This is a genomic window from Brucella rhizosphaerae, assembly GCF_002252475.1.
Lineage (GTDB): Bacteria > Pseudomonadota > Alphaproteobacteria > Rhizobiales > Rhizobiaceae > Brucella > Brucella rhizosphaerae.
Map to the genome: position 1 here is coordinate 277,607 of NZ_NNRK01000017.1, position 26,827 is coordinate 304,433.

Sequence of the window (26,827 nt, forward strand, 5' to 3'; positions counted from 1 at the left end):
CAGTATGAAAGATGCCGTCAATCCATTTGCAGGCGATAAGGATCGTGAGCAGATTTGGGAAATGCTTGTGCGCCGCGATATCAAGGCGTTTGTAGGTCAGAACTGGGCACTTGTTGCTAATGATTTTGATGAGGCGCGGTTCCTGGGCATTCATGCCCATGGTGATGCTAATCCAGATAAATGGAACGCGGCCTTTCCAACGCTGACCGCTTATCGCGATGAATGGTTACGACAGGCTGCCGACAGCGCTGCGACTGAATATGCCGAATCTCTGGCTGATGGCGTGTTTCGTGCAACGAATCTCAGCGTGATTGATATTGATGGCGATGTTGCTATTGCGCGTAAAAAGTTCGATGGGACTATCGCCAAGGCAGATGGAACGCATGATCGACTGAATTGGCAGACACTTTATTTTTGCCGTCGACACGGTGAATGTTGGCGCATTACCGGCTTCATTGGATATATGGTTAATAGCTAATTTATCCCGGTTCGAGCGGGAGGATTTTAAGGGCGCGGATCGCTTGATCAGCGCCCATTTTTCTGGCAAATGACGTCAGATAAGGCAAAAGTATAATCATACAAATTTACTGCAATTAAGCGAAATTATATTCTACGAATACCAAATTGCCTCATGTCGCAGCTAATTGCATATTTGTCGCAGCTCGCTCGTGTGCAGCGCTTTCACAGGATTACTATTATTGGCAGACTGGCCGGCTATTTCTCATAATCGGATACGTCGGCCAGTTCGCATATTTCGTCGCGCAACCCATCAAAAACAAACAAGGGGACGGGTCGCGCAAAGATGAATCCGTGACTGTGGGTGGACATGTCTGGAAATGGTCTATATAAATACGCCACACCAATCGCTAATCATTCTCTGTGGGTCGTTCGCTGCCTGCAAGTTGCGCATGTCCAATTCGCGCAAGAATGAAGAAATAATGACGTTAAAAAGGAGCTTAAACCCGCCAGCACAGCGGGGTTAAACATAATGCATGGTATTTTATACAAGGAAGATAGTATGAAGTCGCCTGCTAAGACAAAGATAAGCTTAAGTAGCGTGTTTAAAGTCTTCGGCGACGATCCGGAGCGCGCAATGCAGGAATTGCGTGCAGGTAAATCAAAGGCCCAGATACATAGCGATCATGGTGCCACAATCGGCGTAGATGACGCGACCTTCGATATTAAAGAGGGCGAAGTATTCGTCATCATGGGCCTCTCAGGCTCAGGTAAATCCACACTGCTGCGCTTGCTCAATCGCCTTATAGAGCCGACTTCCGGTTCCATCGAAGTTGATGGTCGTGACATTGTCAAAATGTCGAAGCGCGAGCTGATCGACCTCCGTCGCCGCGACATGAGCATGGTGTTCCAGTCTTTTGCGCTGCTGCCCAATCGTACGGTGTTAAACAATGCCTCTTTTGGCCTTGAAGTGGCTGGAATGGGTGAAGCTGAACGCCATGAGAAAGCATTGAAAGCTCTTGCGGCTGTGGGGCTCGAACCTTACGCCAATAGTATGCCAGACCAGCTTTCGGGTGGTATGAAGCAACGTGTTGGACTTGCGAGAGCACTTGCGAGTGAGCCGACAATCCTCCTCATGGACGAAGCATTTTCAGCGCTTGATCCTTTGATCCGCACTGAAATGCAGGATGAGCTGAAACGTCTTCAGGCTGAAAACAGTCGTACAATCATTTTCGTGAGCCACGATCTCGATGAGGCGATGCGAATAGGCGACCGTATCTGCATCATGCAGCACGGCAAGGTTGTTCAGGTTGGAACGCCAAACGAAATCGTTTCTTCGCCAGCCAATGATTACGTCCGTTCATTCTTCCGCAACGTCGATGTTTCACGCGTCTTCAGGGCGTCGGATGTCGCGCGGGATGACGAATTGATCATGTTCGATTCAGCACAGTTGACCTCGGCCCTTGAGCGCCTTGATGCGAGTGGGCAGACATATGGTGTCCTGCTTGACGCTGACAGGATTTATCGCGGCGTCATTACCCGTGATGCTCTCGCCAATGGCAGTTTTAAACCGGGTGATGATCAACTCGACAGCGCCGCTGCCATACAGGCTGACGCGCCACTCTCCGGGCTTTTGATGCGTGTTGCTGAAAGTCCATGGCCGGTGCCGGTGACAGACCGGAACAACCGTTATCTCGGGGCTATTAGCAAATCAGCACTGCTTGAAACGCTTGGCCGCGCTGGCTGATTTCCACCACGCTTAGGCCTGCAGGGCAAAAAGCCCGGCATTTAATAGGTCAGCAATTAATAGGATTGGTCCAATCCAGAGGCAACAAGATCTGAAATGGACGGTAAAATATGGATTTGAATTTTAGTATTGGCGGATGGGCAGATGTGGTGGTCAACTACATTCTCGACCACTTTACTCCAGCGCTGGATATGATCGCCGCCACAATTGGTTTCGTCACTGACGGAATTCAGGATGCGCTTCTTGCCATTCCGCCTGTGGTGGGTATCGGAATTCTCACCTTGCTCGCGCTTTGGCGTGTGGGTTGGAAGTTTGCGATTTTCACAACACTCGCCCTGGCGCTCATAATTCACATGGGGCTGTGGAATGGCACAATGGAAAGCCTGTCACTCGTGCTGGCTTCCACATTTATCGCCGTAGTTATCGGCATTCCGCTTGGAATTGCGATGGCGCGCAGCGATGCGGTAGCCTCAATCGTACGCCCGATACTTGATCTGATGCAGACGATGCCTGCATTCGTGTATCTCATTCCGGCAGCGATGTTTTTTGGACTTGGTGCCGTACCGGGTACGATTGCAACGGTGATTTTTGCGATGCCACCCGTGGTGCGTTTGACCAACCTCGGTATTCGTCAGGTAGATGCTGAGTTTGTCGAAGCGGGTCTTGCGTTCGGCTGCACATCGCGTCAGCTGCTCTACAAAGTACAGCTTCCCAATGCCATGCCTTCAATCATGGCGGGTATGAACCAAACAATCATGCTGTCGCTTTCGATGGTGGTTATCGCATCGATGATTGGTGCTGGTGGTCTCGGAAACACGGTCCTTACAGGTATTCAGCGCCTCGATGTAGGCAAGGGCTTTGAGGGTGGTCTCGCCGTGGTCATTCTGGCCGTCATTCTCGACCGCATTACACAAAGCTTTGGCAAAGGAAACTCCGGGGGCTTGTTGGGCTTCTTCAAAAGGCTGTCCTTCATGAAAAAGACGGCGGGTGAGCAGTCCTCATCTGCCCTCCGCAAGCAAGAAGTATGAATACAACGCATTTCCAGCAAAAGTGCGTGAGCCTTTTGCGTTGGATAATGCGCGCAAACACATAGATTGAGCGGTTACTGCGTATTTATCTTTGCTGTGGCCGCTCAAATAAACGGGAACGACAGTTAATCTGAAAAGGAGAAGCCATGTTAGGAAAGCTAACAAAATTCGGTCTCGCAGCAGTGGTTGCAGGCAGCATGACTGCCGGAGCGGCTTTCGCGCAAGACAGCAAAACAGTCAAAATCGGCTGGGCTCCATGGTCTGACGCAGAGTTTGTGACCAAACTTGCCGCGAAACTTATCGAGGATAAACTTGGTCAGAAAGTTGAGCTGGTGCAGACTGATGTTGCACCGCTTTATCAGGGCGTTAGCCGTGGCGACATCGATGCGATGATGATGGCCTGGTTGCCAGAAACTCATGCGGATTATTATAAGCGCGTCGAAGACAAGGTCGAAAACCTCGGCCCTCTATATGAAGGCGCGAAGCTCGGCTGGATCGTTCCGGACTATATTCCTGAAAGTGAAATCAGCTCGATTGAAGATCTGAAAAAGCCGGAAGTTCGCGAGAAGCTGAAGGGCGAAATTCAGGGCATCGATCCGGGTGCAGGTTTGACCCGTCTGTCGGACGAAGCGATCAAGAAATATGGGCTGGATTACAAGCTCAATATTTCCAGTGAAGCAGCAATGTTGACGACCGTCGACCGTGCGACACGTTCCGATGGCTGGTTTGTTGCCACGTCATGGAGTCCGCATTGGATGTTCGGTAAATATAAGCTGCGTTATATTGCTGATCCGGAAGGCGCATTGGGCGGCGCTGAACACGTCGACGCGATTGCGCGTAAGGGCTTCACGGAAGACAACCCTAAGGCTGCCGCGTTCCTTGCCAAGATGAGCATTCCGATCAACGAGCTGGAAACAGCAATGTTTGAGGCACAGGAGACATCTTACGAGAAGGCCGTCGACAAATACATTGCCGACAATCCTGATCGGATCAAAGAATGGCTTGCTGAGTAAACAAGCTCACAGTTTGCTGAATAAAACAGAGCCCCGGTACATGCCGGGGCTTTTGCTTTTATCATGATGAGTAAAATGAAAAGGAGCAGGCTCCTCCCCAAGAACCTGCTCCTTAATGCATCGCCCCCCGCCAAGGGTTGGTCGATGCTTGACCTGATGCTGTCAAGATTAGGACTTACTCATTGAGCCCACTAAATCTTGTGTTGGCAACTTTAACGCACGTTTTATTGTTGATGCAACCACATTCTTGCTTTTCTTGTGCCAAATTTGACATTTTTAGGCTGTAACGGAAAAGCTGTTATTTCTACGAGGCCTTCATTCAAGTCCGCATGCGCGCAGAAACAGTGTCGAGACTTCCTTTTCGATGCGATCAAGGTCCAGCGGCTCGTCCGTGCTCAGCTGCATCATGCTACGTACCTGCGTTTCAAAATCTGCATAATGCTGTGTGACAGCCCATATATGCATTTGAAACAGGAGCGGGTCGACCGGCTTGATGCGACCATCATCCACCCAGGACTGGATCAGCTTGACTGCATTGTGCGTGGCACTGACATGTTTTGTCCAGTGACGGCGGAGATACGGCGCGCCATTGGCAATTTCGGTCGTGAATAACCGTGAGGCCTTGGGGTTTTTCTGGCTATAGACGAGTTTAGCGCGAATATATTGCCGGATTACTTTGGCCGGGTCCTGCTCGGTGCTGGCGCCCAGAAAAATTTCTTCCCACTCGTCAAGAATGAAGACAATAATGTCTTCGTAGAGCTCTTCCTTGCTGGAAATATAGTAGTGGAGTTGTGGCTTGGTGAGGCCTGCGCGATGCGCGATGCCCTGCGTGGATGCGCCCACCAGTCCTTTTTCAGCAAACTCATCAATAGCGGCCGTGCGGATCGCGCCAAGAATGCGCCGCCTGCGGTCGAGAACCTTGTCCCGTCCGGTCAGCTCTGTATCGTCATTCTCGTCTTCAATCATCTTATTTGCCAGCCAAGAATAAGAAGGGAAGCCACATTGCGGCTTCCCGATTTGGTTTCGAGCATAATCTGACCGAAGGGAGATGAGGCTCGACGAGATTATGCTTCATATAAAAGACGTTAGAGCGCCTGCCTGTTTTAATCAGAGCGACGCTCTAAGGCGCTTATTGACCCAGTTGCTTCTTGATGTCGAGACCTGCACCTTTGTTCACGAAAGTGTCGGTCGCAACCTTGCTCATATCCAGTTCTTCGCCACTGATGATGCCCGATTTGCGGGCAAGCTCGTAGAACGCCTTGACGCGGTTCATGTCGATTGCGCCGATGCCTTTTTCCAGCGTGTCACCACTGTCGATGAGCTTCAGGTCCTTGAGACGTGCAAGTTCCGCATCCAGCGTTTCCTTGCTCATATCCGCGTTATCCTTGAGGATTAGCTCATAAGCCTTGCTGTTGTCGCCGTAGAGGAAGTTGGTCCAGCCTTCGATGGAGGCCGTCACAAAGCGCTGCACCAGTTCTGGGTTCTTTTCGACCAGATCCTGACGCGTCTCAATGGTGTTGGCATAGGTGCTGTAGCCCTGATCGGCGAGCAGGAAGGTCGTGACCTTGGCACCTTCCTTTTCGGCATAGATAGGCTCGGCAGTCGCATAGGCCTGCTGAACGGTTTTCTTGTCGCTGAGGAACTGAGCCAGACTATAGCCATATGGGCGAAGCTGCTCGTCCTTGAAGCCGAAATCTTTTACCAGCCAGGGCCAGAATGAGAACTGACCATCCTTGGAAATCAGGATCGTCTGCGCATTTGCCAGATCTTTGAAGTCCTTATATTCGCCTTCATGCGCCATCAGTGCCTGCGGGTCTTTCTGATAGAAAGCCGCGATGACAGTGGTTGGTACACCATTGGCGACATTGTTGAACGACAGAAGCAGATTGCCGGCCAGCAGAAAGTCGAGACGTCCAGCAGCAAGCATTGGACGGTTGTTGACCTGTGGCCCACCCATTTCGATCTTCACATCAAGACCGTATTTCTCGTAAGTGCCGTCCGCAACTGCCTGATAGAAGCCGCCGTGGCCAGCTTGCGCCAGCCAATTGGTGCCGAGCGTCACCTGATCGAGCGCATAGGCCATTTGTGCGGAAAAGCCCATCGAGAGTGCGGCCAGCGCCGCAACAAGTGTCTTTTTCATTTTTGTTCCCCTGTTAGTTTTTTAAGGCCATGTCGGCTGTCCAGCCGCGGGTTTTACCCGGATTGAGCAGACCGTAAGGATCTGCCTGCTTTTTGAACTCTATTTGAACGCTATCGATTTCCTTCATGCCGCCATCTTCAATCGTGTAGGCATGTGGATCATAGATATCGCAACCATCGACCTGCTCAAGTTCTTCGATGAGGCGATACATTTCTTCGCGTCCCTCAAAGCGTACGAGTGGGAGTGCGAAAATCTGCACTTCGCCCTCAAGGCGCGCCATTTCGTGATGCATATATTGCGTTTCGCTATAGCGTTCGATCTGGCGATTGACCAGCGCCACATCAAACGGGCGAGGGTAGGCAACCTGCAGATAGGTCCAGCCCGGTTCAGCTTTCAGTGCCTGAAGGGTTGTATGGTTCCAACCACATTCATAAGCAGGCTGAAGGCCGGCCTTGTGCAATTCATCGAGCGTCATCGAGAAAGAGACCTTGCCGCCGAATTGGATTGCGAGAGCTTCAAAGCGCGCGACTTCCTCTGGCGCAATCATCGCAAAAACTGCATCCTTGTCGGATGGGAACAGCTCGCCGAATTTTGTGTAGAAACGTGCAAAACGACGATCGACGGTCGTTAAAAGATAACAATCGAGACTTTCTTCAAGTGCCTTCAGGCAGAAGTTCAGTGTGGCCTCATAAGTATCGAATAATGCGGCAGTATGTACCCATTCGGTTGCCTTGGTCAGGCCAATTTCGAGCTCCAGAATGATGCCATTGGTGCCATAGGCATGCTGTACCTTATGGATATCGCGGCCTGTCAGTTCGATAATTTTAGGCTCGGGTTCAACCGTCAGAACCTTAACCGAATAAACATTTCCATCGTCGCGCAACATGCCGTGGCGAAGTGAACCAATGCCGCCTGAACCGCCCGAGAAAAAGCCGCCAATAGTGGCAATACGGCGGGTTGATGGATACATCAGCAATTCCTGACCCGTCTCGCGCACAGCATCGTCAAGGCGCGAAATACGTGCGCCGCCCTCAACGCGAACCTTGCCCGGCTCGATTGCGATGATGCGGTCGATTTTAGTCATATCGAGGATGACGCCGCCTTCAAGCGGAACGCATTGGCCATAATTGCCGGTGCCGCCACCGCGAACGGTGATCGGAATGCGAAGCTTCGCTGCAGCCGCTGCGACGCGGCGCACTTCATCCTGATCTTTCGGGATAACAACGAGATCGCCCAGATAATGACCGATATCTTCGGTCAGGATCGGGCTATACCAGAAGTAATCCCGGGAGCGCAATTCGACCTGCTTTGGGTCGTCATAAATGCGGATGCCTTCGATTTCGGCGCGAAATGCTGCCCAGTCATAGATGCGCTGTGGTGCGACAGAATTCATGGGGTTCTCCGATTAAATTATAGTTCCATCACGCCAGATGACGCGACGCGCCTGCGGACGGCTGATGAGGTCGTTAATGTCTGTGGCGTCATGCCAGATGAAATTCGCAGGCCCGCCCTCTGAGAGCGCCTGAATGCGGTCACTTCCGATGAAGCGGGCGGGTAGGGTGGTAACGCTGTCGAGCCATTCATCCGGCTCGAGGTGGCAGACCGGGGCTGCGAGGCGCAGAACCGAAAGCGGATCGTAATCACCGTAAGGATAGAAAGCGTCGCGCACATTGTCTGAGCCAAGCATGGCTTCCATGCCTGCCCGACGTGCTTCTTTGAGCGGGGCAACACCACGCAGGCGTGGTGATTTTCCGCCAAGTCTGTCCTGCAGATAGAGATTGGAGGTTGGTAGCGAAACAAGGGCAGTTCCTGCGTCAGCAGCAGCATTAAGAATGCGGCTGAGTTCTTCAGGCGAACGCAGTGAAAGCGAACAGGCATGACCGCAAAGAACGCGTCCGCTCATTTTGTGGCGTTTGGTTGCAGCCACGATCAGCGAGAAGCCATCAGCTTCTGGTTCAAGCCCTTCATCGACATGAAAGTCGAGTTTGAGACCGTGTTGAACTGCCAGACGAAACATTGCTTCGATTTTGGCTTCCAGATCGGCATTGCGATAGAAGAAAGCACCGAGAACGCCGCTATCTTTTGCCACTCGTTCGGCAATCGCAGCTCCTGCGTCAAGCACGATATCGCCATGGATAAGTGCTGCAAGTTCCAGATCGATGCGGTCTTTCCACTCGTCGCGCAGCTCATTCAGAACTGGCCAAGCGGTTGGCATTTCAGGTGTTGTCCAATCGATATGGCTGCGCATGGCACCAACGCCTTGCGCAAAGGCTGCTTCAAGTCCTTGCGTGGCACGTACCCGAATATCGTCGGCGTTCCAATGCTCGCGATCGACATTCATCAGGTCAATAGCATCAAAGAGACATTCGACCTTGGCGCGTCCCTTTTGAGCGATACGCTCGATAGTGAAAGTCTTGTCGAGATGCACATGTGCATCGGCGAGCAGCGGAGTTGCGAAGCCGCCTCCTGTCGCCTGTGAAGGCGTAAGCGATGCAATGCGACCAGCATCAATGCCGATGTCGTAATGACCGCTGAGGCCAGCTATGGCCACGCCTTTCAGAAACTCAGTGCTCCCAGTCTTATCGCTCACGTCGGATCTCACTTTCATGCCAGCGTCCAAGGACAAGGCGCGACAGCCAGCTTGTGATGAGGAAGATCACAATGCCGAGCAGTGAAACGAGAAACAGTGCGGCAAACATACGCGGAATTTCGTTGCGGAAGCTCGATTCCAGAATACGCGAGGCAAGGCCTGTGCTTTGACCAGCACTGCCTGCAACGAATTCAGCTACGACTGCGCCGATCAGCGACAGCCCACCGGCGATCTTGAGAGCGGCCATAAAGTAAGGCAATGCACTTGGCGCAAGCAGGTAGCGCAGACGCTGCCAAGGTGATGCCCGATAGAGCTTGAACAAATCGCGCAGATTATGATCGGCACTGCGCAGACCTATGACTGTGTTCGACAGGATCGGAAAAAAGGCGACGATCCATGCGCAGATCAGCAGCGCCGAAAACGTATCCCGCACATAGATCAGGATCAGCGGTGCGATAGCAATGACAGGCGTGACCTGAAGAATGACCGCGAACGGGAAGAATGCCATTTCAATCGGACGAGACAGGGCGAAGATCATACCAAGCAGAACGCCGCCAACGATAGCGCAGAGCAGCGAAATCAGCGTAAGTTTGACCGTGAACCACATAGACGTCATCAGCGACGGTCCGTCTTTCACCAGTGTCTCGGCGATGAGCGACGGCGCAGGGATGAGATAGTGTGGCACCTCATAGAAGCGTACAAGCCCCTCCCAGATGCCAAGCGCGATGATGATTGCAAGCGTCGGCATGATGATGCGCAAATTGCGATCTCGGCGGGCGAGGCGATGTTGTTCTGAATTAAGGACCGGCAGTTCGGTTTGCATCTGGTTCATTTTCGCGCCCTCAATGGTCTATATCTTGAGACGAAAGCGTCGCCGTCAGTGCATCAGAAACTTCGGCACAATATTTGGCATAAGGCTCTGTGGTGCGATAGTTTTCCGCGCGGGGATAGCTGCCCTCAATAGCGATATCGGCAACCACCCGTCCAGGACGTGCTGCCATGACAATAACGCGATTGGACAGATACACAGACTCGTAAACGCTGTGCGTGACGAAGATCACCGTCAGTCCATGTTCTTGCCACAGCCGCAACACGTCATTGTTGAGCTTGAAGCGGGTCATTTCATCCAATGCCGCAAAAGGCTCATCCATAAGCAAAAGACGAGGACGCGTGACCAGTGCACGGGCTATAGACACACGCATCTTCATGCCGCCGGAAAGCTCGCGCGGATAAGCATTTGCAAAGCGGGATAGGCCGACTTGCGTCAGCACTTCTTCCACGCGGGGCGTGGCTTCCTTGCGCGAAAGGCCGGAAAGACGAAGCGGGAGATAGACATTGTCGAAAACACTAGCCCACGGCATCAGGGTTGGTTCCTGAAACACGAAACCAATATCCTGTGCGCCAGCCGGGCCTTTGCCCGGTGCGTGGCCGTTGACATGGATGTCGCCTGCGGAAATGGATTCCAGGCCCGCGATCATGCGCAGAGCCGTGCTCTTGCCGCAGCCCGATGGACCGAGAAAGCTAACGAACTGGCCTTGTTCGATTCTGAGCGACATATCGCTCACTGCCATGACACCAGTGCCGTACTGCTTGTAGACGCCGTTGATATCAATCAGGGAAGATGGAGCTTGCGAGTTGGGGACCACGCTCATCCTCCTTACCACGCAGGTTTGTTGGCAAGCCACGAAAGTGGTGCACGTTCGATTTCATCCAGCACTTCGACCAACCGCTTGGCGGCGAAATCAATGGTCTTGCGGCCCTTTTCGGCTGTGGCAAGTGTTGCATCACCCGCCGCACCATACGGATTGATATCCTGTATCTGCCAAGCGGGCTTCGCGCCGCCACTCAGCGAAAGATGCTTGTATTCGTTTGCTAAAGTTTCCGTAAGTGTGCGGAAATCCTGCGCTTTCGACATATCAACCAGATCTGGATGCAATTCCAGCATCACAGAGGTCTCCATGTCACCGGCATGAATGCCGTGCTTGAGATCGTGTTCACTGTAGATACCTTCAGGCATGCCGAGCGCAAACCAGTTGACACTGACCACCATCATATTGTGCTTGATGCGCAGCTCTCTCGCGACGATATCCATGACACTGATCTGGCCACCGTGACTGTTGAGCAGCACCATCTTGCGCACGCCGCTCGCGGCTACACAATCGCCAATCTCGCACCACATACGGATGATCGTTTCAGCAGAGAAGGTCAGCGTGCCGGGATAGAGGCTATGCTCATTGCTCTTGCCAATGGCCTGAGTTGGGAGAAACAGCGCGTGGCTTTCATCAGGCAGACGCGCGATGGTTTCCTTGACCATACCATCAACGATTGCCGCATCGACAGCGACCGGTAGATGAGGCCCATGCTGTTCAATCGCCCCCACAGGCAGAACTGCCACGAGTTTCTCACGATCGAGGCGTGAGAACGCTTCACTCGTATAATCGGACCAATATCGTTTCAAGGTGGCGCTCCTTGCTTGCTTTGAGGCTTGCTTTTGGGCTGGCTGCTGGCGATGGGCTGCATGCTGAAGCACAGAACTTACTAAACAATCTGACCGATCGGTCAAACTAAATGTTTAAAATTTCAAAGATGCGTGCAATTAAGGTGTGAATCCGTGACGAATTAGCCACGCGACAGCCCGACACATGATTATGATGCGCGGGAATTTTCCGGAGGTCCTATGGACAACAGATGCATTATTATCGGTGCGGGTCATGCTGGTTCGCAGGCTGCAATCAGCTTGAGGCAGGAAGGCTATGTTGGCGAAATCGTGCTTATCAACGATGAGCAGGACATTCCCTATCACAAGCCGCCTTTATCCAAATCCTATCTGAAAGCTCCCGAAAGCGGCATCCTGGTACTTCGCCCGGAAAACACCTATCGCGACAATAATATTGAGATGCTTTTCGGACGTCACGTGGATGGCGTTTCGCTGACTGACAAGACCATCACCCTTGACGAGGGCACCGTCCTTGCCTGGTCAGAACTGGTTTTTGCAACGGGTGCAAGGGCGCGTATTCCAGATGTGTCCGGCGTCGATCTTGACGGTGTTGTCACGCTGCGTCGACTGAGTGACGCCCGCCATATGGCAGAAATGATGCCGAATGTGCAGAATGTCGTGATTATCGGCGGTGGTTTTATCGGGCTTGAAATGGCGCATAGCGCGATAGCGCTCGGCAAGAAAACAGTGTTGATCGAGGCTGCTCCGCGCGTGCTGGGTCGGTCTGTTGCTACACATATTTCTGCACATGTCGAAGCGCGCAGCCGCGCTGCGGATATTACGCTTCTGACCGGGCTTGGGGTCACTTCTATCGAGGGTAAAAATGGGCGCGTGACAGGCGTAACGGCGGCAGACGGCACAGTTTATCCTGCGGATATGGTGGTGCTTGGCACGGGCGCTGTTCCAAACGTTGAACTGGCAATCCAAGCCGGACTTTCGATCGATAATGGTATCGTGGTTGATGAGCATTTGCGCACATCCGTCGAACATGTTTATGCGATTGGGGATTGCGTCAGCTACGATCACTTCCATGCCGGACGCCGCGTGCGTTTGGAATCGGTTCAGAACGCCACTGATCAGGCCAAGCATGTTGCGCGTTCGATTGTTGGTCGAGGGACTCCGTTTCGCGATGTCGCATGGTTCTGGTCTGATCAGGGTGACATGAAGTTGCAGACAGCAGGTCTTTCATTTGATGCTGATCGTCATATTTTGTCGGGCAATCTGGAGGATAATGCCTTTTCGGTATTCCATTTCGCTGGCGACAGACTTGTTGCGGTCGACTCAATTAATCGTCCAGCGGATCACATGATTGCTCGGCGTCTTTTAGCTGCAGGAATCAACCCGACAGAAGAAGACATTGCAGCAGGTGCAGCGCGCCTGAAGGAATTGCTTGCTTCCGCACCAAAGGTTTAAGGATTCACAATGACCGTTTTAAAACATCTGTTGCCTGCCGATATGGCCGCACCCTTTGCTGCCTATAGTCATGGTGTGAAAGTGAATACCGGAGCCGATCTGGTATTCTGTTCCGGTCAGCTTGGAATTGCGGCCGATGGCACTGTGCCGGAAGATGCAGGCGCGCAGGCTGAGTTCTGCTTTGAAAATATACGTCGTATTCTGCGCGATGCCGGTATGACACTCTCCGATGTCGTGCGCATCAACGCCTATGTAACAGATCGCGCTTATATGCGCCCCTACATGGATGTGCGTGACCGGTTATTTCCGCAGCCAGCACCAGCCTCAACATTGATGATCGTTTCCGGCTTTACGCGGGAAGAATTCAAGGTTGAAATCGAGGCCATCGCGGCACGCTGATACGATACCGCATCACAACAATGCGTATCGCCTTTGTCTGAAAGGAATGGTAGGGTTGTCCGACATCCTCCACTCCCTTCAGGCTCATTCATGTCTCAGTTAAAGTCCTCCGCTGCGCCGCGAGAAACATCGCCGCGTGCATCTGCAAGGTTGGCAGAATTTGCGCTCGCCATCGGCGGCTTCGGTATTGGCACCGGAGAATTCGCGATCATGGCGCTTCTGCCCGATATTGCGCGAGATCTGAATGTAACTATTCCGAGCGCCGGGCACCTTATCAGTTCCTATGCTTTGGGCGTTCTGATTGGTGCGCCTGTGCTGGCCGTTCTGGGTGCAAAACTCGACCGTCGCAAACTGTTGTTTTTACTTATGGGGCTTTTTGCTTTCGGCAATCTCGCCAGCGCATTTATGCATGACTATACCGGTCTTTACATAATGCGTTTTGTTGCGGGTTTTCCGCATGGTGCCTATTTCGGCGTGGCCTCGTTGGTTGCGGCCTCATTGGCAGAGCCTGGCAAGCGGGCGCAAGCCGTTGGCCGTGTTATGATGGGGCTCACCATTGCCACATTGTGCGGAACGCCTTTGGCGACATGGCTGGGACAAGCAGCTGGTTGGCGTGCGATGTTTGCAGCCGTGGGCTTGATCGCCATTCTCACAATGGTGCTGGTCATGATTTATGTGCCAAAGCAGCCTGCGGATGAAGGCGCATCTCCCTTGCGGGAACTGGGTGCATTTCGCCGCAAGCAGGTCTGGCTGACGCTTGGTATCGGCGCCATTGGCACAGGTGGGCTGTTTTCTGTCTTTACCTATATTGCTGCCACGGTGACGGAAGTTTCGCACATCGATGCAAAGTGGATGCCAATTGTTTTCGCTACGTTCGGTTTGGGTATGGTGCTCGGCAACGTCGTTGGCTCAAAACTAACCGACCGTTCTGTTATGGGGACGGTGGGAATGGTGTTGCTCTATGACATGGCGGTCATGCTGCTATTTCCATTGCTTATGCAGCATCCGGCCACAGCGTTTTTGAATATTCTGCTCGTGGGTGGTGGTTTTGCGCTCGTCCCAGCTCTACAGACGCGTTTGATGGATGTGGCTGCAGACGCACAGACACTGGCCGCAGCGCTCAATCATTCTGCGCTCAATCTCGCAAATGCAATTGGCGCATGGCTCGGCGGACTTGCTGTCGCGTGGGGCTTTGGCTGGACATCGACCGGAACTGTTGGTGCATTCCTGGCTGTTGCGGGCCTCGGCGTGTTCGCGTTGTCGATCGTTTTGGATCGTGCTGGGCGGGAAAAGGCGGCACTAGCAACGCAATGAAGTGCACAAAAAACAACACCCGTCGCAGGGGAGGCGACGGGTGTCGTTTAGGGTAAGACCGGATTGGGAGGAGGAGTTCCGGTCTTTATAATCACCGAGGCTAATGGGAGGAGGGATGCCCCGGCGATATCTGAGAAACTGTGAGGACCGCACAGTTTGTGGGGGCGCGGTCCAAAAAAAGGCTTTCTTACGAAGCCAGGTAGTTGGCGCTTGCCTTCCGAAATAAACGCAGCTTGTCCTAAAACCGCTTTACGCTTTTCGGAATTCGCTATCAGCGAGCAGCAGCCTTGCGTGCTACGAACGGAATTTCCGAAGGCATGATGCCGAGGTCGTTCAGTTCACGTGGGCTCAGGCGGCTCAGTTCGTTTACTGTATTACGGTAACGGCGCCAGTTGTTGTACGAGCGGATCAGGTTCATTTCTCTCACCTAGTCAAAAAATCAAATCTCTTTGTTGCCAACAGCATATAGGTGGGTTGCTCTGAAAGTTGCAGAGACAGATTTGCATAGCTGCTGTGCAATTTAGCCTGTCGATTGCACGTCTTTTGCGCAGCTTGGTCATTATGTGATCACAATTGCCAATCCACATAGGCAAATCACCATACTCAAGGCATTTCGCTGCTCTAATCATTAATGAATCATGACAGGACAGTGAGATCCACTATCTTGATGTCGCGTGATAGAGAGTTTCCTCGTAACGCTCGACTGGGCGAAGATTTTGTCGCAAAAGTTCGGGAATTTGTCGGCTGAAGACAATAATCCGCATGACACCCAAATCGTATTGCTTTAAAGGGTGATACGTCGTGTGCAAGCGTGTGACTCTTAAGCAATCACATTCTTGTACTGTCTGTCTGCGGGAGAGCGCTTTTAAAGCCGCCGAAGGGGAAATCGCCCGAAATCTCTCAGGTACAAGGAACCGCAGACGGGTAAGGCAACTCTGGAAAGTCGGAGGAAACTCCGCGCCGAAGGTGTAAGTATGGCTCTTTATATAGCCATGCGAGTCTCTCAGGCCTGAGACAGAGGGGCACGAAGCAACCGCATTTCGCGGAGGCATACGTGCGACTCTGGAGTTGTTATGGGCGATACCGAATTTTTGAATACTCTGCCTTTACATGATCTGCATGAAGAAGCTGGCGCTCGCTTTGGCGGCTTTGCCGGATGGAATATGCCGATCACTTATCCGCTCGGCGTGATGAAGGAGCACCTTCATACCCGTGCGCATGTTGGTCTCTTCGACATTTCTCATATGAAGCTGATCGAAGTATCCGGCCCCGACGCCGTAGAGCTTCTCGCACAGGCGTGCCCCCTTGATCCGTCGGTCTTGGGTACTGGTCAGTCAAAATATACGTTCTTCCTCAATGAAAAAGGCGGCATCCTTGATGATCTGATCGTCACGCGCCTTGGTGATGATCGTTTCATGGTTGTTGCCAATGCAGGCAATGCGGAAGCCGATATTGAGCATCTTCAGGAAGAAGCCGCTGGCAAGGACGTAAAGGTCAATCCGCTTGACCGTGTGTTTATCGCCATTCAGGGGCCGGAAGCTGAAGATGTCATTAAGGATTTGGGACTTGCCGGTTCCGATCTCTCTTTCATGAACGGTTTTGAGCCAAAAGCTGGCTGGTTCATGACCCGCTCTGGCTATACCGGCGAAGACGGCTTTGAAGTCGGTCTGCCTGCCGACGAAGCGCGCGAGCTGGTGAAGAAGCTTCTGGCTGATGAACGCGTTGAGTGGATTGGTCTTGCAGCTCGCGACAGCTTACGCCTTGAAGCAGGACTTTGCCTGCATGGTCAGGACATTACGCCGGAGACAGATCCGGTTTCCGCTGGCCTCACCTGGGCTATCTCCAAGCCAGTGCGTGAGAAAGCAGTCTTCAACGGTGCACCAGCTGTGCTCGCAAGACTTGAGCAGGGCGTGGACGCAAAGCGCGTTGGCCTTAAGGCAGAAGGCCGCCAGCCAGTGCGCGCAGGTGTTGATCTTTTTGACGAGAGCGGCCGTCAGGTCGGCACTGTCACTTCGGGCGGTTTTGGTCCGTCCGCCGGTTTCCCGGTCGCCATGGGCTTTGTCGAGCTTAGCCTCGCAAAGCCCGGCACCCGCATTTTCGCTGAGGTACGCGGTAACAAGGTTCCCGTCGATGTCTCAGCACTTCCCTTCACACCCCATCGCTATCGCAAAGGATGATTTCCATGGCCAATATCCTGTTCACCGAAGATCATGAGTGGATCAGCGTCGAAGCTGGCGTTGCCACTGTCGGCATTACGATCCACGCACAGGAACAGCTCGGCGACCTCGTATTCGTTGATCTGCCGGAAGTCGGTCGCACTGTTTCCAAAGGCGAAGGCATCGTCGTTGTAGAGTCCGTCAAGGCTGCTTCCGACGTCTATGCGCCTGTCGATGGCGAAGTCGTAGAAGTCAACGATGCAGTGGCGAGTGATCCAGCTCTCATCAATCAGGCCGCAGAAGCCGCTGGCTGGCTGTTCAAACTGAAGCTGTCGGACGAAGGCCAGCTTTCGGGTCTTCTCGATAAAGCCGGCTACGAAGCACTGGTAGGATAAAATTATGACGCAACAGGTTCTTCCTTTTGTCGCCCGTCATATCGGGCCACGTGTGGAAGACGAGCGCGCAATGCTTGCAGCGCTCGGTCTTCCTTCCATGGAAACGCTGATCACGCAGGCTGTTCCGGCATCAATCCGGCTTAACCGCGCGCTTGACCTGCCAGCTCCGCTGAGTGAATCCGAAGCTCTCGCGGAACTCAATGAGATCATGGGTCGCAATGTGGTGAAGAAGAGCTTCATCGGTGCGGGTTATCATGGTGTCCATACCCCCCCTGTGATCCAGCGCAACCTGTTTGAAAATCCGGCATGGTACACGGCCTATACGCCGTACCAGTCGGAAATCAGTCAGGGCCGTCTGGAGCTGCTGTTCCATTTCCAGACACTTGTTGCTGAGCTTTCCGGTCTTCCGGTGGCCTGTGCATCACTGCTGGATGAAGCAACTGCCGTGGCTGAAGCTGTTGGCGTTGCCGTTCGTCATCATCGCGACAAGCGTGAGCGCGTTCTGCTTGCAGGCGATTTGCATCCACAGACTGTTGATGTGATCAACACCCGTGCCGAGCCGCTTGGCTGGCAGGTTGAAGCCGGAAGCACGGTTGACGACAACACAGCTGCTGTCGTTGTGCCTTGGCCGGATACGCGTGGCATTTATGGCGACTTTACCGCCGTGATTGCGGATGCGAAGGCAAAGGGCGCTCTGGTGATCGCTGTTGCTGATCCGCTGGCGCTGACCATTTTGGAAGCGCCTGCCAAGTGGGGCGCGGACATGGCTGTCGGCTCAATGCAGCGCTATGGCGTGCCAATGGGCTTTGGTGGTCCACATGCTGCTTATCTGGCAGTGTCCGAGCCACTGACCCGCATCATTCCCGGTCGTATTGTTGGTCAGTCGGTTGATGCACATGGCCGCGCCGCCTATCGTCTGGCGCTTCAGACGCGTGAGCAGCATATCCGTCGTGACAAGGCGACTTCGAACATCTGCACCGCACAGGCACTGCTTGCTAATATGGCTGCATCCTTTGCTATCTGGCATGGCCCGTCAGGCTTGCAGGCAATTGCAACGCGTGTGGCTGGTCTTGCCTCGCGCTTTGCTGCCGGCCTTAAGGCTGCTGGTATCGAGATTGCAGGTGACAGCCTGTTCGATACAGTTGCGATCAGGGTTGCCGGCAAAGCTCAAAACCTCGCCGACGAAGCCGACAAGGGCGGTCGTCTGGTCCGTATCATCGATGCAGATACAGTTGGCGTAACTTTTGACGAAACCTCGACCGAAGATGATGTTGCAGCGCTTGCCGTGCTGTTTGGTGCTAAGTCAGTAGGTAACGACGAATTGCTCGTTCCGGGTAATGGACGCGATCAAGGCTTCCTGACACAGGAAGTTTTCCATTCGCACCGTTCCGAGACCGAAATGATGCGCTTCCTGCGTCGTCTGGCTGACAAGGATCTGGCGCTTGACCGTGCGATGATCCCGCTTGGCTCGTGCACGATGAAGCTCAATGCTGCAGCAGAAATGATGCCGGTCAGCTGGAATACGGTTGCTAATCTGCATCCATTTGCACCAGAGGCGCAGACGACTGGCTATGCCAAGATGACGTCTGATGTCGAAGCATGGCTTTGCGAAATCACCGGCTTTGCTGGCGTTTCGCTACAGCCAAATGCGGGTAGCCAGGGCGAATATGCGGGTCTTCTCGCAATCCGCCACTATCACCAGTCGCGTGGCGAAGGGCATCGCAATATCTGCCTTATTCCATCATCAGCCCATGGCACCAATCCAGCCAGTGCTTCGATGGCTGGTATGAGCGTTGTCGTGGTCAATTGCCGTCCTGACGGCGATATCGATATGGATGATCTGAAAGCCAAGGCTGAAAAACATCGCGATAATCTTGCCGCGTTCATGATCACCTATCCGTCCACCTATGGCGTATTTGAAGAAGGCATCAAGGCTTTCTGTGAAATCGTCCATGACAATGGCGGTCAGGTCTATTTTGATGGCGCGAACCTCAATGCATTGGTTGGTCTGGGGCGTCCTTGCGATATCGGTGCCGATGTCTGCCATATGAACCTGCACAAGACCTTTTGCATTCCGCATGGCGGTGGTGGTCCGGGTGTTGGTCCTATTGGTGTAGCTAAGCACCTGGTGCCTTATCTTCCGGGTCACGTGGATCTGGGTTCCGAACATGCTGTTTCGGCTGCACCGTTTGGCAGTGCATCCATTCTGGTCATCACGTGGATGTACATCCGCATGATGGGTGGTGCAGGTCTCAAGAAGGCAACCGAGGCTGCAATCCTCAACGCCAACTACATCGCGCATCGCCTGAAGGATGCATATCCGATCCTTTACACCGGTGCGCATGACCGCGTGGCACATGAGTGCATCGTGGATACGCGTGTTCTTAAAGACAGTGCAGGCATCACCGTAGAAGATGTCGCTAAGCGCCTCATCGATTACGGTTTCCATGCCCCGACTATGTCTTGGCCGGTTGCCGGAACGCTGATGATCGAGCCGACAGAGTCTGAGCCCAAGTTGGAAATCGATCGTCTTTGCGATGCGATGATCGCCATTGCAGGCGAGGCCAAAAAGGTTGCTGACGGTGTCTGGCCAAAGGATGATAATCCGTTGACCAACGCACCACATACGGCAGGCGATACGCTGGCAACAGAATGGACTCACCCATATACGCGTGAGGAAGCTGTGTTTCCGGCAATCGCTCTCGGTGGCGATTTTGACACGACGGCAAAATATTGGCCGCCTGTCAGCCGCGTCGATAATGTGGGTGGTGACAGAAACCTTATCTGCTCCTGCCCACCGGTTGCAGCCTACGGCTGATATCACTGGCAGGTGGTATTTTAACACTTTGTAAAGTGACAGGTCGGAGCGGTACTCTATTGCTCCGACCGTAATAAAATTTCTTGGTTTCGCCGGGGGATTTTGTTCGTCGACGAAGTTCCGGATACTGGTTTTTCAAGCGAGTCTGGCGCTGAAAACACTGTGCTCCGATGCCAATTTTCGGAATGAGTATTCGTGTTATTTTAAGAGCGCTGCGGTAACGCAGCGCTTTTTATTTTTCACCGAAGTCTTTGAAATTTAGGCAAAAAAAGAGCCGGACTAAAAAGTCCGGCTAAGTTATGAAGGTGCCACAAGGGCAAACCTCCAGAGGGGAACACTTACCGCGCGCAATGGGAGGAGGCGCAAGCGGTAAGTACCTGTCATATGGATCAGTTAGCGCCATTCTTCAACCCCTGAAACGCGAAATTTTTGACCATTTCGGAAAATTCTGAAACTTTTCGTGGTTTTAACAAATTCAGATTGTTGATTGGTCAATTTTTGAGCTCTTATGCTGGCTCAGGGTGCTCCAAATCGAAACAATCTCCTGTTGTAAAGCTGATGCGACGGCGACTCTGCAATCAAGCCCCAAAGTTTTGCGGGTGTATTCGCACGGCCTGATGTCTAGGATATAATCGGGAATTGTCTGGCGTCGCTGCGAATGGGAGAGTTCATGGATTTGCGGCTGCTTCTACTTATGGTTATCGCCGGAATAGGATTCGGCGTTCTGGCAATTCATTTTTTGGGTGGAGGAACAAAGCGCAGCATTCTTGCAGACGATCAAATGGTCAAAGCGCGCTTTCATCTTGATTATCCTGAAATCGAAATTGGAGAGATTTGCTACACTGACGATCATAGCGCTGCATTTTTTCCGCTAAAAGGATTGGGAACAGGACTGGTTCATAGCGTTGGAGATCGCTTTTTGACGCGCTGCATGGCTGCATCAGACATTGTTGCCGTTGAGGAGAAGGGCAATGCTGAACTGGTATTGCACATGAAAGACTTCACATGGCCCAAGGCCAGGTTGGTTTTCAGTGATGCCGCTGATCGGAAGAAAGTGACAAATTGGCTATCGGTTCCATCCTGGGAGGGGAAGCCGCATGGATAACAATCCGGTATTCTTAGATGTGACTCGCGTCGCAATTCCGCTTTATGTACTCGGGATTCTAATCGAGCTGGTTGCGATCCGCTATTGGAAGCGGAAGGGGGAGTTCGAAACGCGAGATGCGCTGACAAGCCTGCTGATGGGGGCAGGGAATGTTGCAGCCGGATTGCTGCTTGGTTTCGTTTCCGTCGTTGCATTGCTGTGGGTATGGCAGTTCAGGTTCTTCGACTTAGGTCTGCACTGGTGGGTTTTCGTTGTCGCCTTTATTTTCGACGATCTGCGCTATTATTGCTATCATCGTATTGCGCACCGCGTGCGCTGGGTATGGGCCGAGCACGTCAATCATCATTCAAGCCAGCATTATAATCTAACGACTGCTTTGCGGCAGTCGTGGACTGGACAGATGACCGGCATGTTCGTCTTGCAAGTACCCTTGGTTCTACTCGGATTTCATCCAGCGGTGATTGCATTTGTTTACGGTTTTAATCTGATTTATCAGTTCTGGATTCATACAGAAGCCATCGGCAAGCTACCCCGGCCCATTGAGTATATCTTCAATACGCCGTCGCATCATCGCGTGCACCATGCCACGAACCCACGTTATCTGGATGCAAATTATGCTGGCACTCTCATCATCTGGGATCGGATGTTTGGTACATTTGTCGAAGAATTGCCGGAAGACATGCCGCGCTACGGTATTGTGAAGAATGTCGGCACGTTCAATCCCGTGCGCGTGGCTTTCCATGAATGGTTCGGCATGTTGAAGGACGTGTTCTCGCCGGGCCTGACCTTGCGCCAGCGTCTTCTATATATGATCGCCCCGCCGGGATGGAGCCATGACAGGAGCCGCAAAACATCCGAAGACCTGAAGGCAGATTACGTACGGCTCAATCCTTCCGAGGCAGGTAAACCCGGCCTGCCGGAGAAGTATAGCGGTTAAGCATATACAGCCTGCGATTGATTTCTATCAATGTCCATTTGTCACTGTGGTGGGCGAAATCGGCCACCTCCTATTTATTTTGGCGCATTCGACAAAGATGTATTTTGTTGGTTTCAAAGGTGGGAGAGTTTGATTGTCCACTAATATGCAGATTCCTAAGATCATGAAATAATTAGAATAATTCTAAAACATTCCCATCGTAGTCAACTTCATTTAGCTTGCAGCGACAGCCGCGTAGATATAGAAAGATGACCAATTGACGAAGGCTTGTGCCGGTTGTGAAGAGAGTCAATCAAGGGGCGGATTGATTATCTCTGTCTTTTGGATGAATTCGAATGCTCGTACCATTTCTCATAATGTTTCGCGAAGGCGTGGAAGCTGCGCTGATTGTTGGCATCATCGCGAGCTATCTCCATCAGACTGGACGCAGCGCCTGGATGCCGGTTGTTTGGATCGGTATTCTGCTGGCGCTCGCAATGTCGCTCGCGGTTGGCGCAATTCTGCAATTATTGAGCGCTGAATTTCCTCAGAAAGCACAGGAACTGTTTGAGGCGATTATCGGTCTCATCGCTGTTTTTGTGCTGACTTCGATGGTTTTCTGGATGCGTAAAGCTGCGCGTTCCATAAAGGCAGAGCTTCATCATTCCATTGATGCCGCCTTTGAAACGCCAACCCATAAGGGCTTCGGGCTCATTCTGATGGTGTTCTTCGCTGTGGCGCGTGAAGGACTTGAATCGGTCTTCTTCCTGCTTGCGGCTTTTCAGCAAAGCGAGGGTGCTGCGGCTCCGCTTGGCGCTTTGCTCGGCGTGCTATTGGCTGCAGCAGTCGGTTACGCCATTTATCGTGGCGGCTTGAAACTCAATTTACGGCGCTTCTTCCGCTGGACCGGCGTTTTCATTCTGATCATCGCAGCCGGCATTCTCGCGAACTCTGTCATGGCGTTCCATGAAGCGGGCATCTGGAACCATTTCCAGACGGTTGTGTTCGACACCAGTGAAATCCTGCCGCTTGACAGCACGCTCGGCTCGGTTCTGGCCGGCATCTTTGGCTATATCGCCACGCCAACGGTTAGTGAAGTCGTCGCCTATCTGGCTTTTCTGGTACCCGCGCTCATTCTCTTCCTGATGCCACCTTCTGCGCCAGCGCAGAAGGGTCAGCTCAAGCACAACGTTTAATCAAAGAGATTTTCCATGGCCAAGCCGCAAAAACCAAAGCCGACTGCACCATTTTCCCGTAATCTCGTTCGTGCGGTTTTGGTTCTGGCCATCGTGCTGGTACTTGGCGCCGGTGCTGCATTCTATTATGCATCGCGCGTTTCAGATAAATCGCGCCACGCTGATGGTGATGGCAAAGTGCAGATCGTTGTTAATGCAAAGAGCTGTGATCCTAACGAATTAACAGTTCCGGCTGGACGCACGGTCTTTGAGATTGTCAACAAATCTGACCGTTCTGTTGAATGGGAAATCCTTGATGGCGTCATGGTTCTTGAGGAACGTGAGAATATTGCACCGGGCTTCAAACAGACGCTTTCCGCAAAACTGTCGCCTGGCGAATATCAGATTACTTGCGGCCTCCTGTCCAATCCGCGTGGCAAGCTGATCGTAACACCATCTGCAAGCAGCGAAGCTGAAAAAGGCAAGCTGCCTTTGACGGCTTTCCTCGGTGCTTTGGCTGAGTATCAGATCTATCTCGCGACTGAAGTGGCCGAGTTCCAGAAAGCCGTTGCAACACTCTCCGATGCTGTTTCTAGCGGTAATATCGACGCTGTTCGGGCGGCTTATGCACCAGCTCGCGCTGCTTACGCTCGCATTGCTCCGGTTTCGGAAGCATTTTCCGATCTCGACACGGCTATCAATGCGCGCGCCGATTTCTTTGAAAAGCGGGAACAGGATCCGGCATTTGGTGGTTTGCATCGCATAGAATATGGGGTGTTCGAACAGAATTCTCTGGATGGTCTTCAGCCTGTTGCGGCGAAGCTCGTACAGGATGCAGCTGGTCTCAAAGATCGTATCCGTGCCTTGCGGATATCACCGGATCGTATGCTGGCGGGTACGTCATCAGCGCTTAACCGCTTTGCATCAACCGCTGGCGACGTCGGGGATGATCGTTACGCGCATACGGATTTGCAGGTATTCGCGGGACTTGTTGATGGTTCTGCAAAGACAGCGGATGTATTGCGTCCGATTGTCGTCAAGGTTGATCCCAAAGCTTTTGAGGGAATTGACGCGCAAGTAACTGCTGTAAAGGCGTTGCTCGCAGCGGGTAATGACAAAGCATATAATACGCTTTCCCCTGACGAGAAGGCGAAAATCAAGGACGGCGCGACTGCTCTCGCCGACCAGTTTTCAAAACTCCGCGATCAACTTGGAGTGGATTAATGACCAAAAAATTTTTGAAAAACGATAGTGCTGATAAAGATCAACCAGTTTCTCCTACGCGTCGCGCTCTTTTGCTTGGTGCAGGTGCAGCGGGTGTTGCTACAGGGGTTGCAAGTGTACTTGCGCCGCAAACAGCAAGTGCGCTTTCATCGGCCAACACTCTTTCAACGGAAAGTGTGACGAATGCTCCTGAAAGCGGCAAACTCCATGAAAATCAGCCGTTTTATGGGGTGCATCAGCCTGGTATCGTAACACCGCGCCCAGCCGCAGGCTTAGTGGCGTCATTTGATGTGCTGGCACGGGACCGGGCTGGTCTTGAACGGATGTTCAAGCTTTTGACTGAACGAGCAGCCTTTCTCATGAAGGGCGGAGAACCGCCAGCACTTGATCCAAAGTTTCCACCTTCTGATTCCGGAATTATGGGGCCTACAGTCACGCCTGACAATTTGACCATCACTGTTGGTGTTGGCAATTCTCTTTTCGATGATCGCTTTGGGCTGAAGCCCCTTAAGCCAAAGCAATTGCAGCGCATGACGGGTTTCCCCAACGACGCGTTGCAAAAGGATCTCTGTCACGGCGATCTGGTCATTCAGTTTTGCTCCAATACAGCCGACACCAATATCCACGCTCTGCGCGACATCATGAAGAACATGCCTGATCTCCTGATGGTGCGCTGGAAGCAGGAAGGCTCTGTGCCCGTGCAGCCGCCGCATTCGCCAAAAGCCAAGGAAAGCGCACGCAATTTCCTCGGCTTCCGCGATGGCTCGGCCAACCCGGATGCAGCCGACAAGGGCTTGATGGAAAGGGTCCTCTGGGTTCAGCCAGAGAAAGACGAACCAGAATGGGTGGCCCAAGGCAGCTACATGGTTGTTCGTCTCATCCGAAATTTTGTCGAGCGCTGGGATCGCACACCGCTACAGGAACAACAGACGATCTTCGGTCGTCACAAGGATAGCGGTGCGCCATTCGACGGCAAAACTGAGGCTGATGTGCCTGACTATTCCAAGGACCCGGAAGGCAAAGTTACCCCAATGGATGCTCATATTCGGCTGGCCAATCCACGCGATGCCAATGCCGAACAGCATCTGATTTTGCGGCGGCCATTCAACTATTCCAATGGGGTCACGAAGTCTGGACAGCTCGATATGGGGCTGCTGTTCATCGCTTATCAGGCCGACCTGGAAAAAGGCTTCATTACTGTTCAGAAGCGCCTCGATGGCGAACCTCTGGAAGAGTATATCAAGCCGATCGGCGGCGGTTATTTCTTCACGCTACCTGGCGTGAAAAATCAGGATGACTTTTACGCACGAGCACTCCTGCAGGCGAGTGGAGCGAATTTGACGTTTGATAAAGGCTGACTGCAAATGCTGGTTCAAACGTCAAATTCAAAAGTTCTACTCGTTTTAAAAGTTAGCCGTGGCCCATTCGATACTGACATTTGCTTTGCGGTTATCCCAGCGATAGGCAAACGTCAGTATCGGGCCACTGGTGGGCCGCAGAATGCGCGTGGGTAGGGGTCTTATCACCACGGAGAGGTAACATGAAATATCGTCTGCCACTGCTTGCGTCGGCTTGCGTCGTCGCTCTGTCTCTCAGCTTCGGTGCCGCCAAGGCCGAAGTCTCCCCACTTGATCTTGTTCAGCCAATTGCTGACTACAAGATCTACATACAGGACAACCTTGATATTCTCGTGAAAGATACGAAGGCTTTCACTGATGCGATCAAGGCTGGTGATCTGGAAAAGGCGAAGGAGCTTTATCCGTCCTCGCGTGTTTCTTACGAAAAGATCGAGCCGATTGCTGAGCTTTTTGCAGACCTTGACGCTTCCATTGACAGCCGTGCAGACGATCATGAAGATGCGGAAAAGTCGGAAGACTTCACGGGCTTCCATCGCCTCGAATATGGTCTTTTCGCGCAGAACTCGACCGAAGGCCTCGAGAAATACGCAGATAAGCTTTATGCAGACGTCGTCGAGCTCCAGAAGCGCATCAAGGACATGACCTTCCCTCCTGAAAAGGTTGTCGGTGGCGCTGCCGCACTGATGGAAGAGGTCGCTGCGACCAAGATTTCAGGCGAAGAAGACCGTTACAGCCATACGGACATATGGGACTTCCAGGCCAATGTGGACGGGTCGCAGAAGATCGTTGAACTCTTCCGCCCGCTGATCGAAAAGGAAAACCCTGAACTTCTCAAGAAGTCCGACGCGAATTTCAAAACCGTCAATGATATTCTTGCAAAATACAAGAAGGGTGATGGTTATGAGTTATACGATAAGCTGACGGAAGAAGACCGTAAGGTCATGGCAGGCGCAATCACGACGCTTGCAGAAGATCTTTCGACGCTGCGAGGCACGCTGGGTCTGAACTGATCGGCTTTAATGACAAAAGAAAATGGCGGGCTTGGCCCGCCATTTTTATGAACGGAACTTTTGGCGAATGTTT

The 26,827-nt window shown here is 52.6% G+C and carries 24 protein-coding genes and 1 riboswitch; of the genes, 16 read left to right on the forward strand and 8 right to left on the reverse strand.

Translation table 11 applies throughout. The features are described from left to right. The first annotated feature begins 4 nt into the window (after positions 1-4). The 4 genes from CEV32_RS03420 (at position 5) to CEV32_RS03435 (ending at position 4,244) form a co-directional block, all read left to right on the forward strand. A complete protein-coding gene (locus CEV32_RS03420; RefSeq protein ID WP_094574475.1) occupies positions 5-478 on the forward strand; it encodes a hypothetical protein in 474 nt (157 codons plus the stop codon). 540 nt (positions 479-1,018) lie between these two features. After that, a complete protein-coding gene (gene proV / locus CEV32_RS03425) occupies positions 1,019-2,203 on the forward strand; it encodes a glycine betaine/L-proline ABC transporter ATP-binding protein ProV (protein ID WP_094574175.1) in 1,185 nt (394 codons plus the stop codon). A 110-nt stretch (positions 2,204-2,313) separates the two neighbouring features. Beyond that, on the forward strand, positions 2,314-3,231 hold the full coding sequence (locus CEV32_RS03430; protein ID WP_094574177.1) for an ABC transporter permease: 918 nt from the start codon (positions 2,314-2,316) through the stop codon (positions 3,229-3,231). A gap of 146 nt (positions 3,232-3,377) precedes the next feature. Continuing rightward, the gene (locus CEV32_RS03435) at positions 3,378-4,244 is read left to right on the forward strand and encodes a glycine betaine ABC transporter substrate-binding protein (RefSeq protein ID WP_094574178.1); all 867 of its coding nucleotides are present in this window, start codon (positions 3,378-3,380) and stop codon (positions 4,242-4,244) included. Positions 4,245-4,559: 315 nt separating this feature from the next. Here CEV32_RS03435 and CEV32_RS03440 read toward each other — a convergent pair whose 3' ends face one another. From CEV32_RS03440 to CEV32_RS03470, 7 genes are all read right to left on the reverse strand, one after another. After that, positions 4,560-5,210 carry a TetR family transcriptional regulator C-terminal domain-containing protein gene (locus CEV32_RS03440; RefSeq protein ID WP_094574180.1) on the reverse strand — a complete coding sequence of 217 codons (651 nt, stop codon included), beginning with the start codon at positions 5,208-5,210 and terminating at the stop codon, positions 4,560-4,562. Between the two features lie 163 nt (positions 5,211-5,373). After that, positions 5,374-6,384, reverse strand: coding sequence for an ABC transporter substrate-binding protein (locus CEV32_RS03445; RefSeq protein ID WP_094574182.1), 1,011 nt, complete (start codon positions 6,382-6,384; stop codon positions 5,374-5,376). Positions 6,385-6,397: 13 nt separating this feature from the next. Further along, entirely contained in the window at positions 6,398-7,777 is a 1,380-nt protein-coding gene (locus CEV32_RS03450; RefSeq protein ID WP_094574184.1) for an FAD-binding oxidoreductase, read from the reverse strand. Between the two features lie 12 nt (positions 7,778-7,789). Further along, entirely contained in the window at positions 7,790-8,992 is a 1,203-nt protein-coding gene (locus tag CEV32_RS03455) for an amidohydrolase family protein (RefSeq protein ID WP_094574186.1), read from the reverse strand. Further along, positions 8,964-9,806 carry an ABC transporter permease gene (locus CEV32_RS03460; protein ID WP_208620791.1) on the reverse strand — a complete coding sequence of 281 codons (843 nt, stop codon included), beginning with the start codon at positions 9,804-9,806 and terminating at the stop codon, positions 8,964-8,966. Before CEV32_RS03460 ends, CEV32_RS03455 begins: the two co-directional genes overlap by 29 nt. 10 nt (positions 9,807-9,816) lie before the next feature. Further along, positions 9,817-10,626: an ABC transporter ATP-binding protein gene (locus CEV32_RS03465; RefSeq protein ID WP_094574188.1), complete on the reverse strand. Its 810-nt coding sequence runs from the start codon at positions 10,624-10,626 to the stop codon at positions 9,817-9,819. Positions 10,627-10,631: 5 nt separating this feature from the next. Next, positions 10,632-11,432, reverse strand: coding sequence for a creatininase family protein (locus tag CEV32_RS03470; protein ID WP_094574190.1), 801 nt, complete (start codon positions 11,430-11,432; stop codon positions 10,632-10,634). Between the two features lie 219 nt (positions 11,433-11,651). On the opposite strand from CEV32_RS03470, the gene CEV32_RS03475 reads away from it, so the two are divergent. From CEV32_RS03475 to CEV32_RS03485, 3 genes are all read left to right on the forward strand, one after another. Next, positions 11,652-12,884 carry an NAD(P)/FAD-dependent oxidoreductase gene (locus CEV32_RS03475; RefSeq protein ID WP_094574192.1) on the forward strand — a complete coding sequence of 411 codons (1,233 nt, stop codon included), beginning with the start codon at positions 11,652-11,654 and terminating at the stop codon, positions 12,882-12,884. 9 nt (positions 12,885-12,893) lie between these two features. Beyond that, positions 12,894-13,283 (forward strand): RidA family protein, encoded by a 390-nt coding sequence (locus CEV32_RS03480; RefSeq protein WP_094574194.1) that lies wholly within the window; start codon positions 12,894-12,896, stop codon positions 13,281-13,283. Between the two features lie 90 nt (positions 13,284-13,373). After that, positions 13,374-14,597: an MFS transporter gene (locus tag CEV32_RS03485; RefSeq protein ID WP_094574196.1), complete on the forward strand. Its 1,224-nt coding sequence runs from the start codon at positions 13,374-13,376 to the stop codon at positions 14,595-14,597. 271 nt (positions 14,598-14,868) lie between these two features. On the opposite strand, the gene CEV32_RS03490 is transcribed toward CEV32_RS03485, so the two are convergent. Continuing rightward, positions 14,869-15,015 carry a DUF1127 domain-containing protein gene (locus CEV32_RS03490; protein WP_084486680.1) on the reverse strand — a complete coding sequence of 49 codons (147 nt, stop codon included), beginning with the start codon at positions 15,013-15,015 and terminating at the stop codon, positions 14,869-14,871. A 424-nt stretch (positions 15,016-15,439) separates the two neighbouring features. After that, a riboswitch (glycine riboswitch) is annotated at positions 15,440-15,524 on the forward strand. A gap of 146 nt (positions 15,525-15,670) precedes the next feature. On the opposite strand from CEV32_RS03490, the gene gcvT reads away from it, so the two are divergent. The 9 genes from gcvT (at position 15,671) to efeO (CEV32_RS03535) (ending at position 26,754) form a co-directional block, all read left to right on the forward strand. After that, positions 15,671-16,774: a glycine cleavage system aminomethyltransferase GcvT gene (gene gcvT, locus CEV32_RS03495; protein ID WP_094574198.1), complete on the forward strand. Its 1,104-nt coding sequence runs from the start codon at positions 15,671-15,673 to the stop codon at positions 16,772-16,774. 5 nt (positions 16,775-16,779) lie between these two features. Further along, the gene (gcvH, locus tag CEV32_RS03500) at positions 16,780-17,148 is read left to right on the forward strand and encodes a glycine cleavage system protein GcvH (protein WP_094574480.1); all 369 of its coding nucleotides are present in this window, start codon (positions 16,780-16,782) and stop codon (positions 17,146-17,148) included. A gap of 4 nt (positions 17,149-17,152) precedes the next feature. Further along, positions 17,153-19,966 carry an aminomethyl-transferring glycine dehydrogenase gene (gene gcvP / locus CEV32_RS03505; protein ID WP_094574200.1) on the forward strand — a complete coding sequence of 938 codons (2,814 nt, stop codon included), beginning with the start codon at positions 17,153-17,155 and terminating at the stop codon, positions 19,964-19,966. Positions 19,967-20,636: 670 nt separating this feature from the next. Next, a complete protein-coding gene (locus tag CEV32_RS03510) occupies positions 20,637-21,071 on the forward strand; it encodes a hypothetical protein (protein WP_094574202.1) in 435 nt (144 codons plus the stop codon). Further along, a complete protein-coding gene (locus tag CEV32_RS03515) occupies positions 21,064-22,008 on the forward strand; it encodes a sterol desaturase family protein (protein ID WP_094574204.1) in 945 nt (314 codons plus the stop codon). The genes CEV32_RS03510 and CEV32_RS03515 overlap by 8 nt, the downstream gene beginning before the upstream one ends. Before the next feature lie 335 nt (positions 22,009-22,343). Beyond that, positions 22,344-23,183, forward strand: coding sequence for an iron uptake transporter permease EfeU (gene efeU, locus CEV32_RS03520; protein ID WP_094574207.1), 840 nt, complete (start codon positions 22,344-22,346; stop codon positions 23,181-23,183). 15 nt (positions 23,184-23,198) lie between these two features. Next, positions 23,199-24,386, forward strand: coding sequence for an iron uptake system protein EfeO (gene efeO, locus CEV32_RS03525; RefSeq protein WP_094574209.1), 1,188 nt, complete (start codon positions 23,199-23,201; stop codon positions 24,384-24,386). Then, positions 24,386-25,744, forward strand: a complete 1,359-nt coding sequence (gene efeB / locus CEV32_RS03530) for an iron uptake transporter deferrochelatase/peroxidase subunit (RefSeq protein WP_094574211.1) — start codon at positions 24,386-24,388, stop codon at positions 25,742-25,744. The genes efeO (CEV32_RS03525) and efeB overlap by 1 nt, the downstream gene beginning before the upstream one ends. 182 nt (positions 25,745-25,926) lie before the next feature. After that, positions 25,927-26,754, forward strand: a complete 828-nt coding sequence (efeO, locus tag CEV32_RS03535; protein ID WP_094574213.1) for an iron uptake system protein EfeO — start codon at positions 25,927-25,929, stop codon at positions 26,752-26,754. Positions 26,755-26,827 lie beyond the last annotated feature (73 nt).

Coding starts and splice junctions, on each gene's coding strand:
- CEV32_RS03420 (WP_094574475.1), top strand. CDS start 5: ATGAAAGATGCCGTCAATCCATTTGCAGGCGATAAGGATCGTGAGCAG.
- proV (WP_094574175.1), top strand. CDS start 1,019: ATGAAGTCGCCTGCTAAGACAAAGATAAGCTTAAGTAGCGTGTTTAAA.
- CEV32_RS03430 (WP_094574177.1), top strand. CDS start 2,314: ATGGATTTGAATTTTAGTATTGGCGGATGGGCAGATGTGGTGGTCAAC.
- CEV32_RS03435 (WP_094574178.1), top strand. CDS start 3,378: ATGTTAGGAAAGCTAACAAAATTCGGTCTCGCAGCAGTGGTTGCAGGC.
- CEV32_RS03440 (WP_094574180.1), bottom strand. CDS start 5,210: ATGATTGAAGACGAGAATGACGATACAGAGCTGACCGGACGGGACAAG.
- CEV32_RS03445 (WP_094574182.1), bottom strand. CDS start 6,384: ATGAAAAAGACACTTGTTGCGGCGCTGGCCGCACTCTCGATGGGCTTT.
- CEV32_RS03450 (WP_094574184.1), bottom strand. CDS start 7,777: ATGAATTCTGTCGCACCACAGCGCATCTATGACTGGGCAGCATTTCGC.
- CEV32_RS03455 (WP_094574186.1), bottom strand. CDS start 8,992: ATGAAAGTGAGATCCGACGTGAGCGATAAGACTGGGAGCACTGAGTTT.
- CEV32_RS03460 (WP_208620791.1), bottom strand. CDS start 9,806: ATGAACCAGATGCAAACCGAACTGCCGGTCCTTAATTCAGAACAACAT.
- CEV32_RS03465 (WP_094574188.1), bottom strand. CDS start 10,626: ATGAGCGTGGTCCCCAACTCGCAAGCTCCATCTTCCCTGATTGATATC.
- CEV32_RS03475 (WP_094574192.1), top strand. CDS start 11,652: ATGGACAACAGATGCATTATTATCGGTGCGGGTCATGCTGGTTCGCAG.
- CEV32_RS03480 (WP_094574194.1), top strand. CDS start 12,894: ATGACCGTTTTAAAACATCTGTTGCCTGCCGATATGGCCGCACCCTTT.
- CEV32_RS03485 (WP_094574196.1), top strand. CDS start 13,374: ATGTCTCAGTTAAAGTCCTCCGCTGCGCCGCGAGAAACATCGCCGCGT.
- CEV32_RS03490 (WP_084486680.1), bottom strand. CDS start 15,015: ATGAACCTGATCCGCTCGTACAACAACTGGCGCCGTTACCGTAATACA.
- gcvT (WP_094574198.1), top strand. CDS start 15,671: ATGGGCGATACCGAATTTTTGAATACTCTGCCTTTACATGATCTGCAT.
- gcvH (WP_094574480.1), top strand. CDS start 16,780: ATGGCCAATATCCTGTTCACCGAAGATCATGAGTGGATCAGCGTCGAA.
- gcvP (WP_094574200.1), top strand. CDS start 17,153: ATGACGCAACAGGTTCTTCCTTTTGTCGCCCGTCATATCGGGCCACGT.
- CEV32_RS03510 (WP_094574202.1), top strand. CDS start 20,637: ATGGATTTGCGGCTGCTTCTACTTATGGTTATCGCCGGAATAGGATTC.
- CEV32_RS03515 (WP_094574204.1), top strand. CDS start 21,064: ATGGATAACAATCCGGTATTCTTAGATGTGACTCGCGTCGCAATTCCG.
- efeU (WP_094574207.1), top strand. CDS start 22,344: ATGCTCGTACCATTTCTCATAATGTTTCGCGAAGGCGTGGAAGCTGCG.
- efeO (WP_094574209.1), top strand. CDS start 23,199: ATGGCCAAGCCGCAAAAACCAAAGCCGACTGCACCATTTTCCCGTAAT.
- efeB (WP_094574211.1), top strand. CDS start 24,386: ATGACCAAAAAATTTTTGAAAAACGATAGTGCTGATAAAGATCAACCA.
- efeO (WP_094574213.1), top strand. CDS start 25,927: ATGAAATATCGTCTGCCACTGCTTGCGTCGGCTTGCGTCGTCGCTCTG.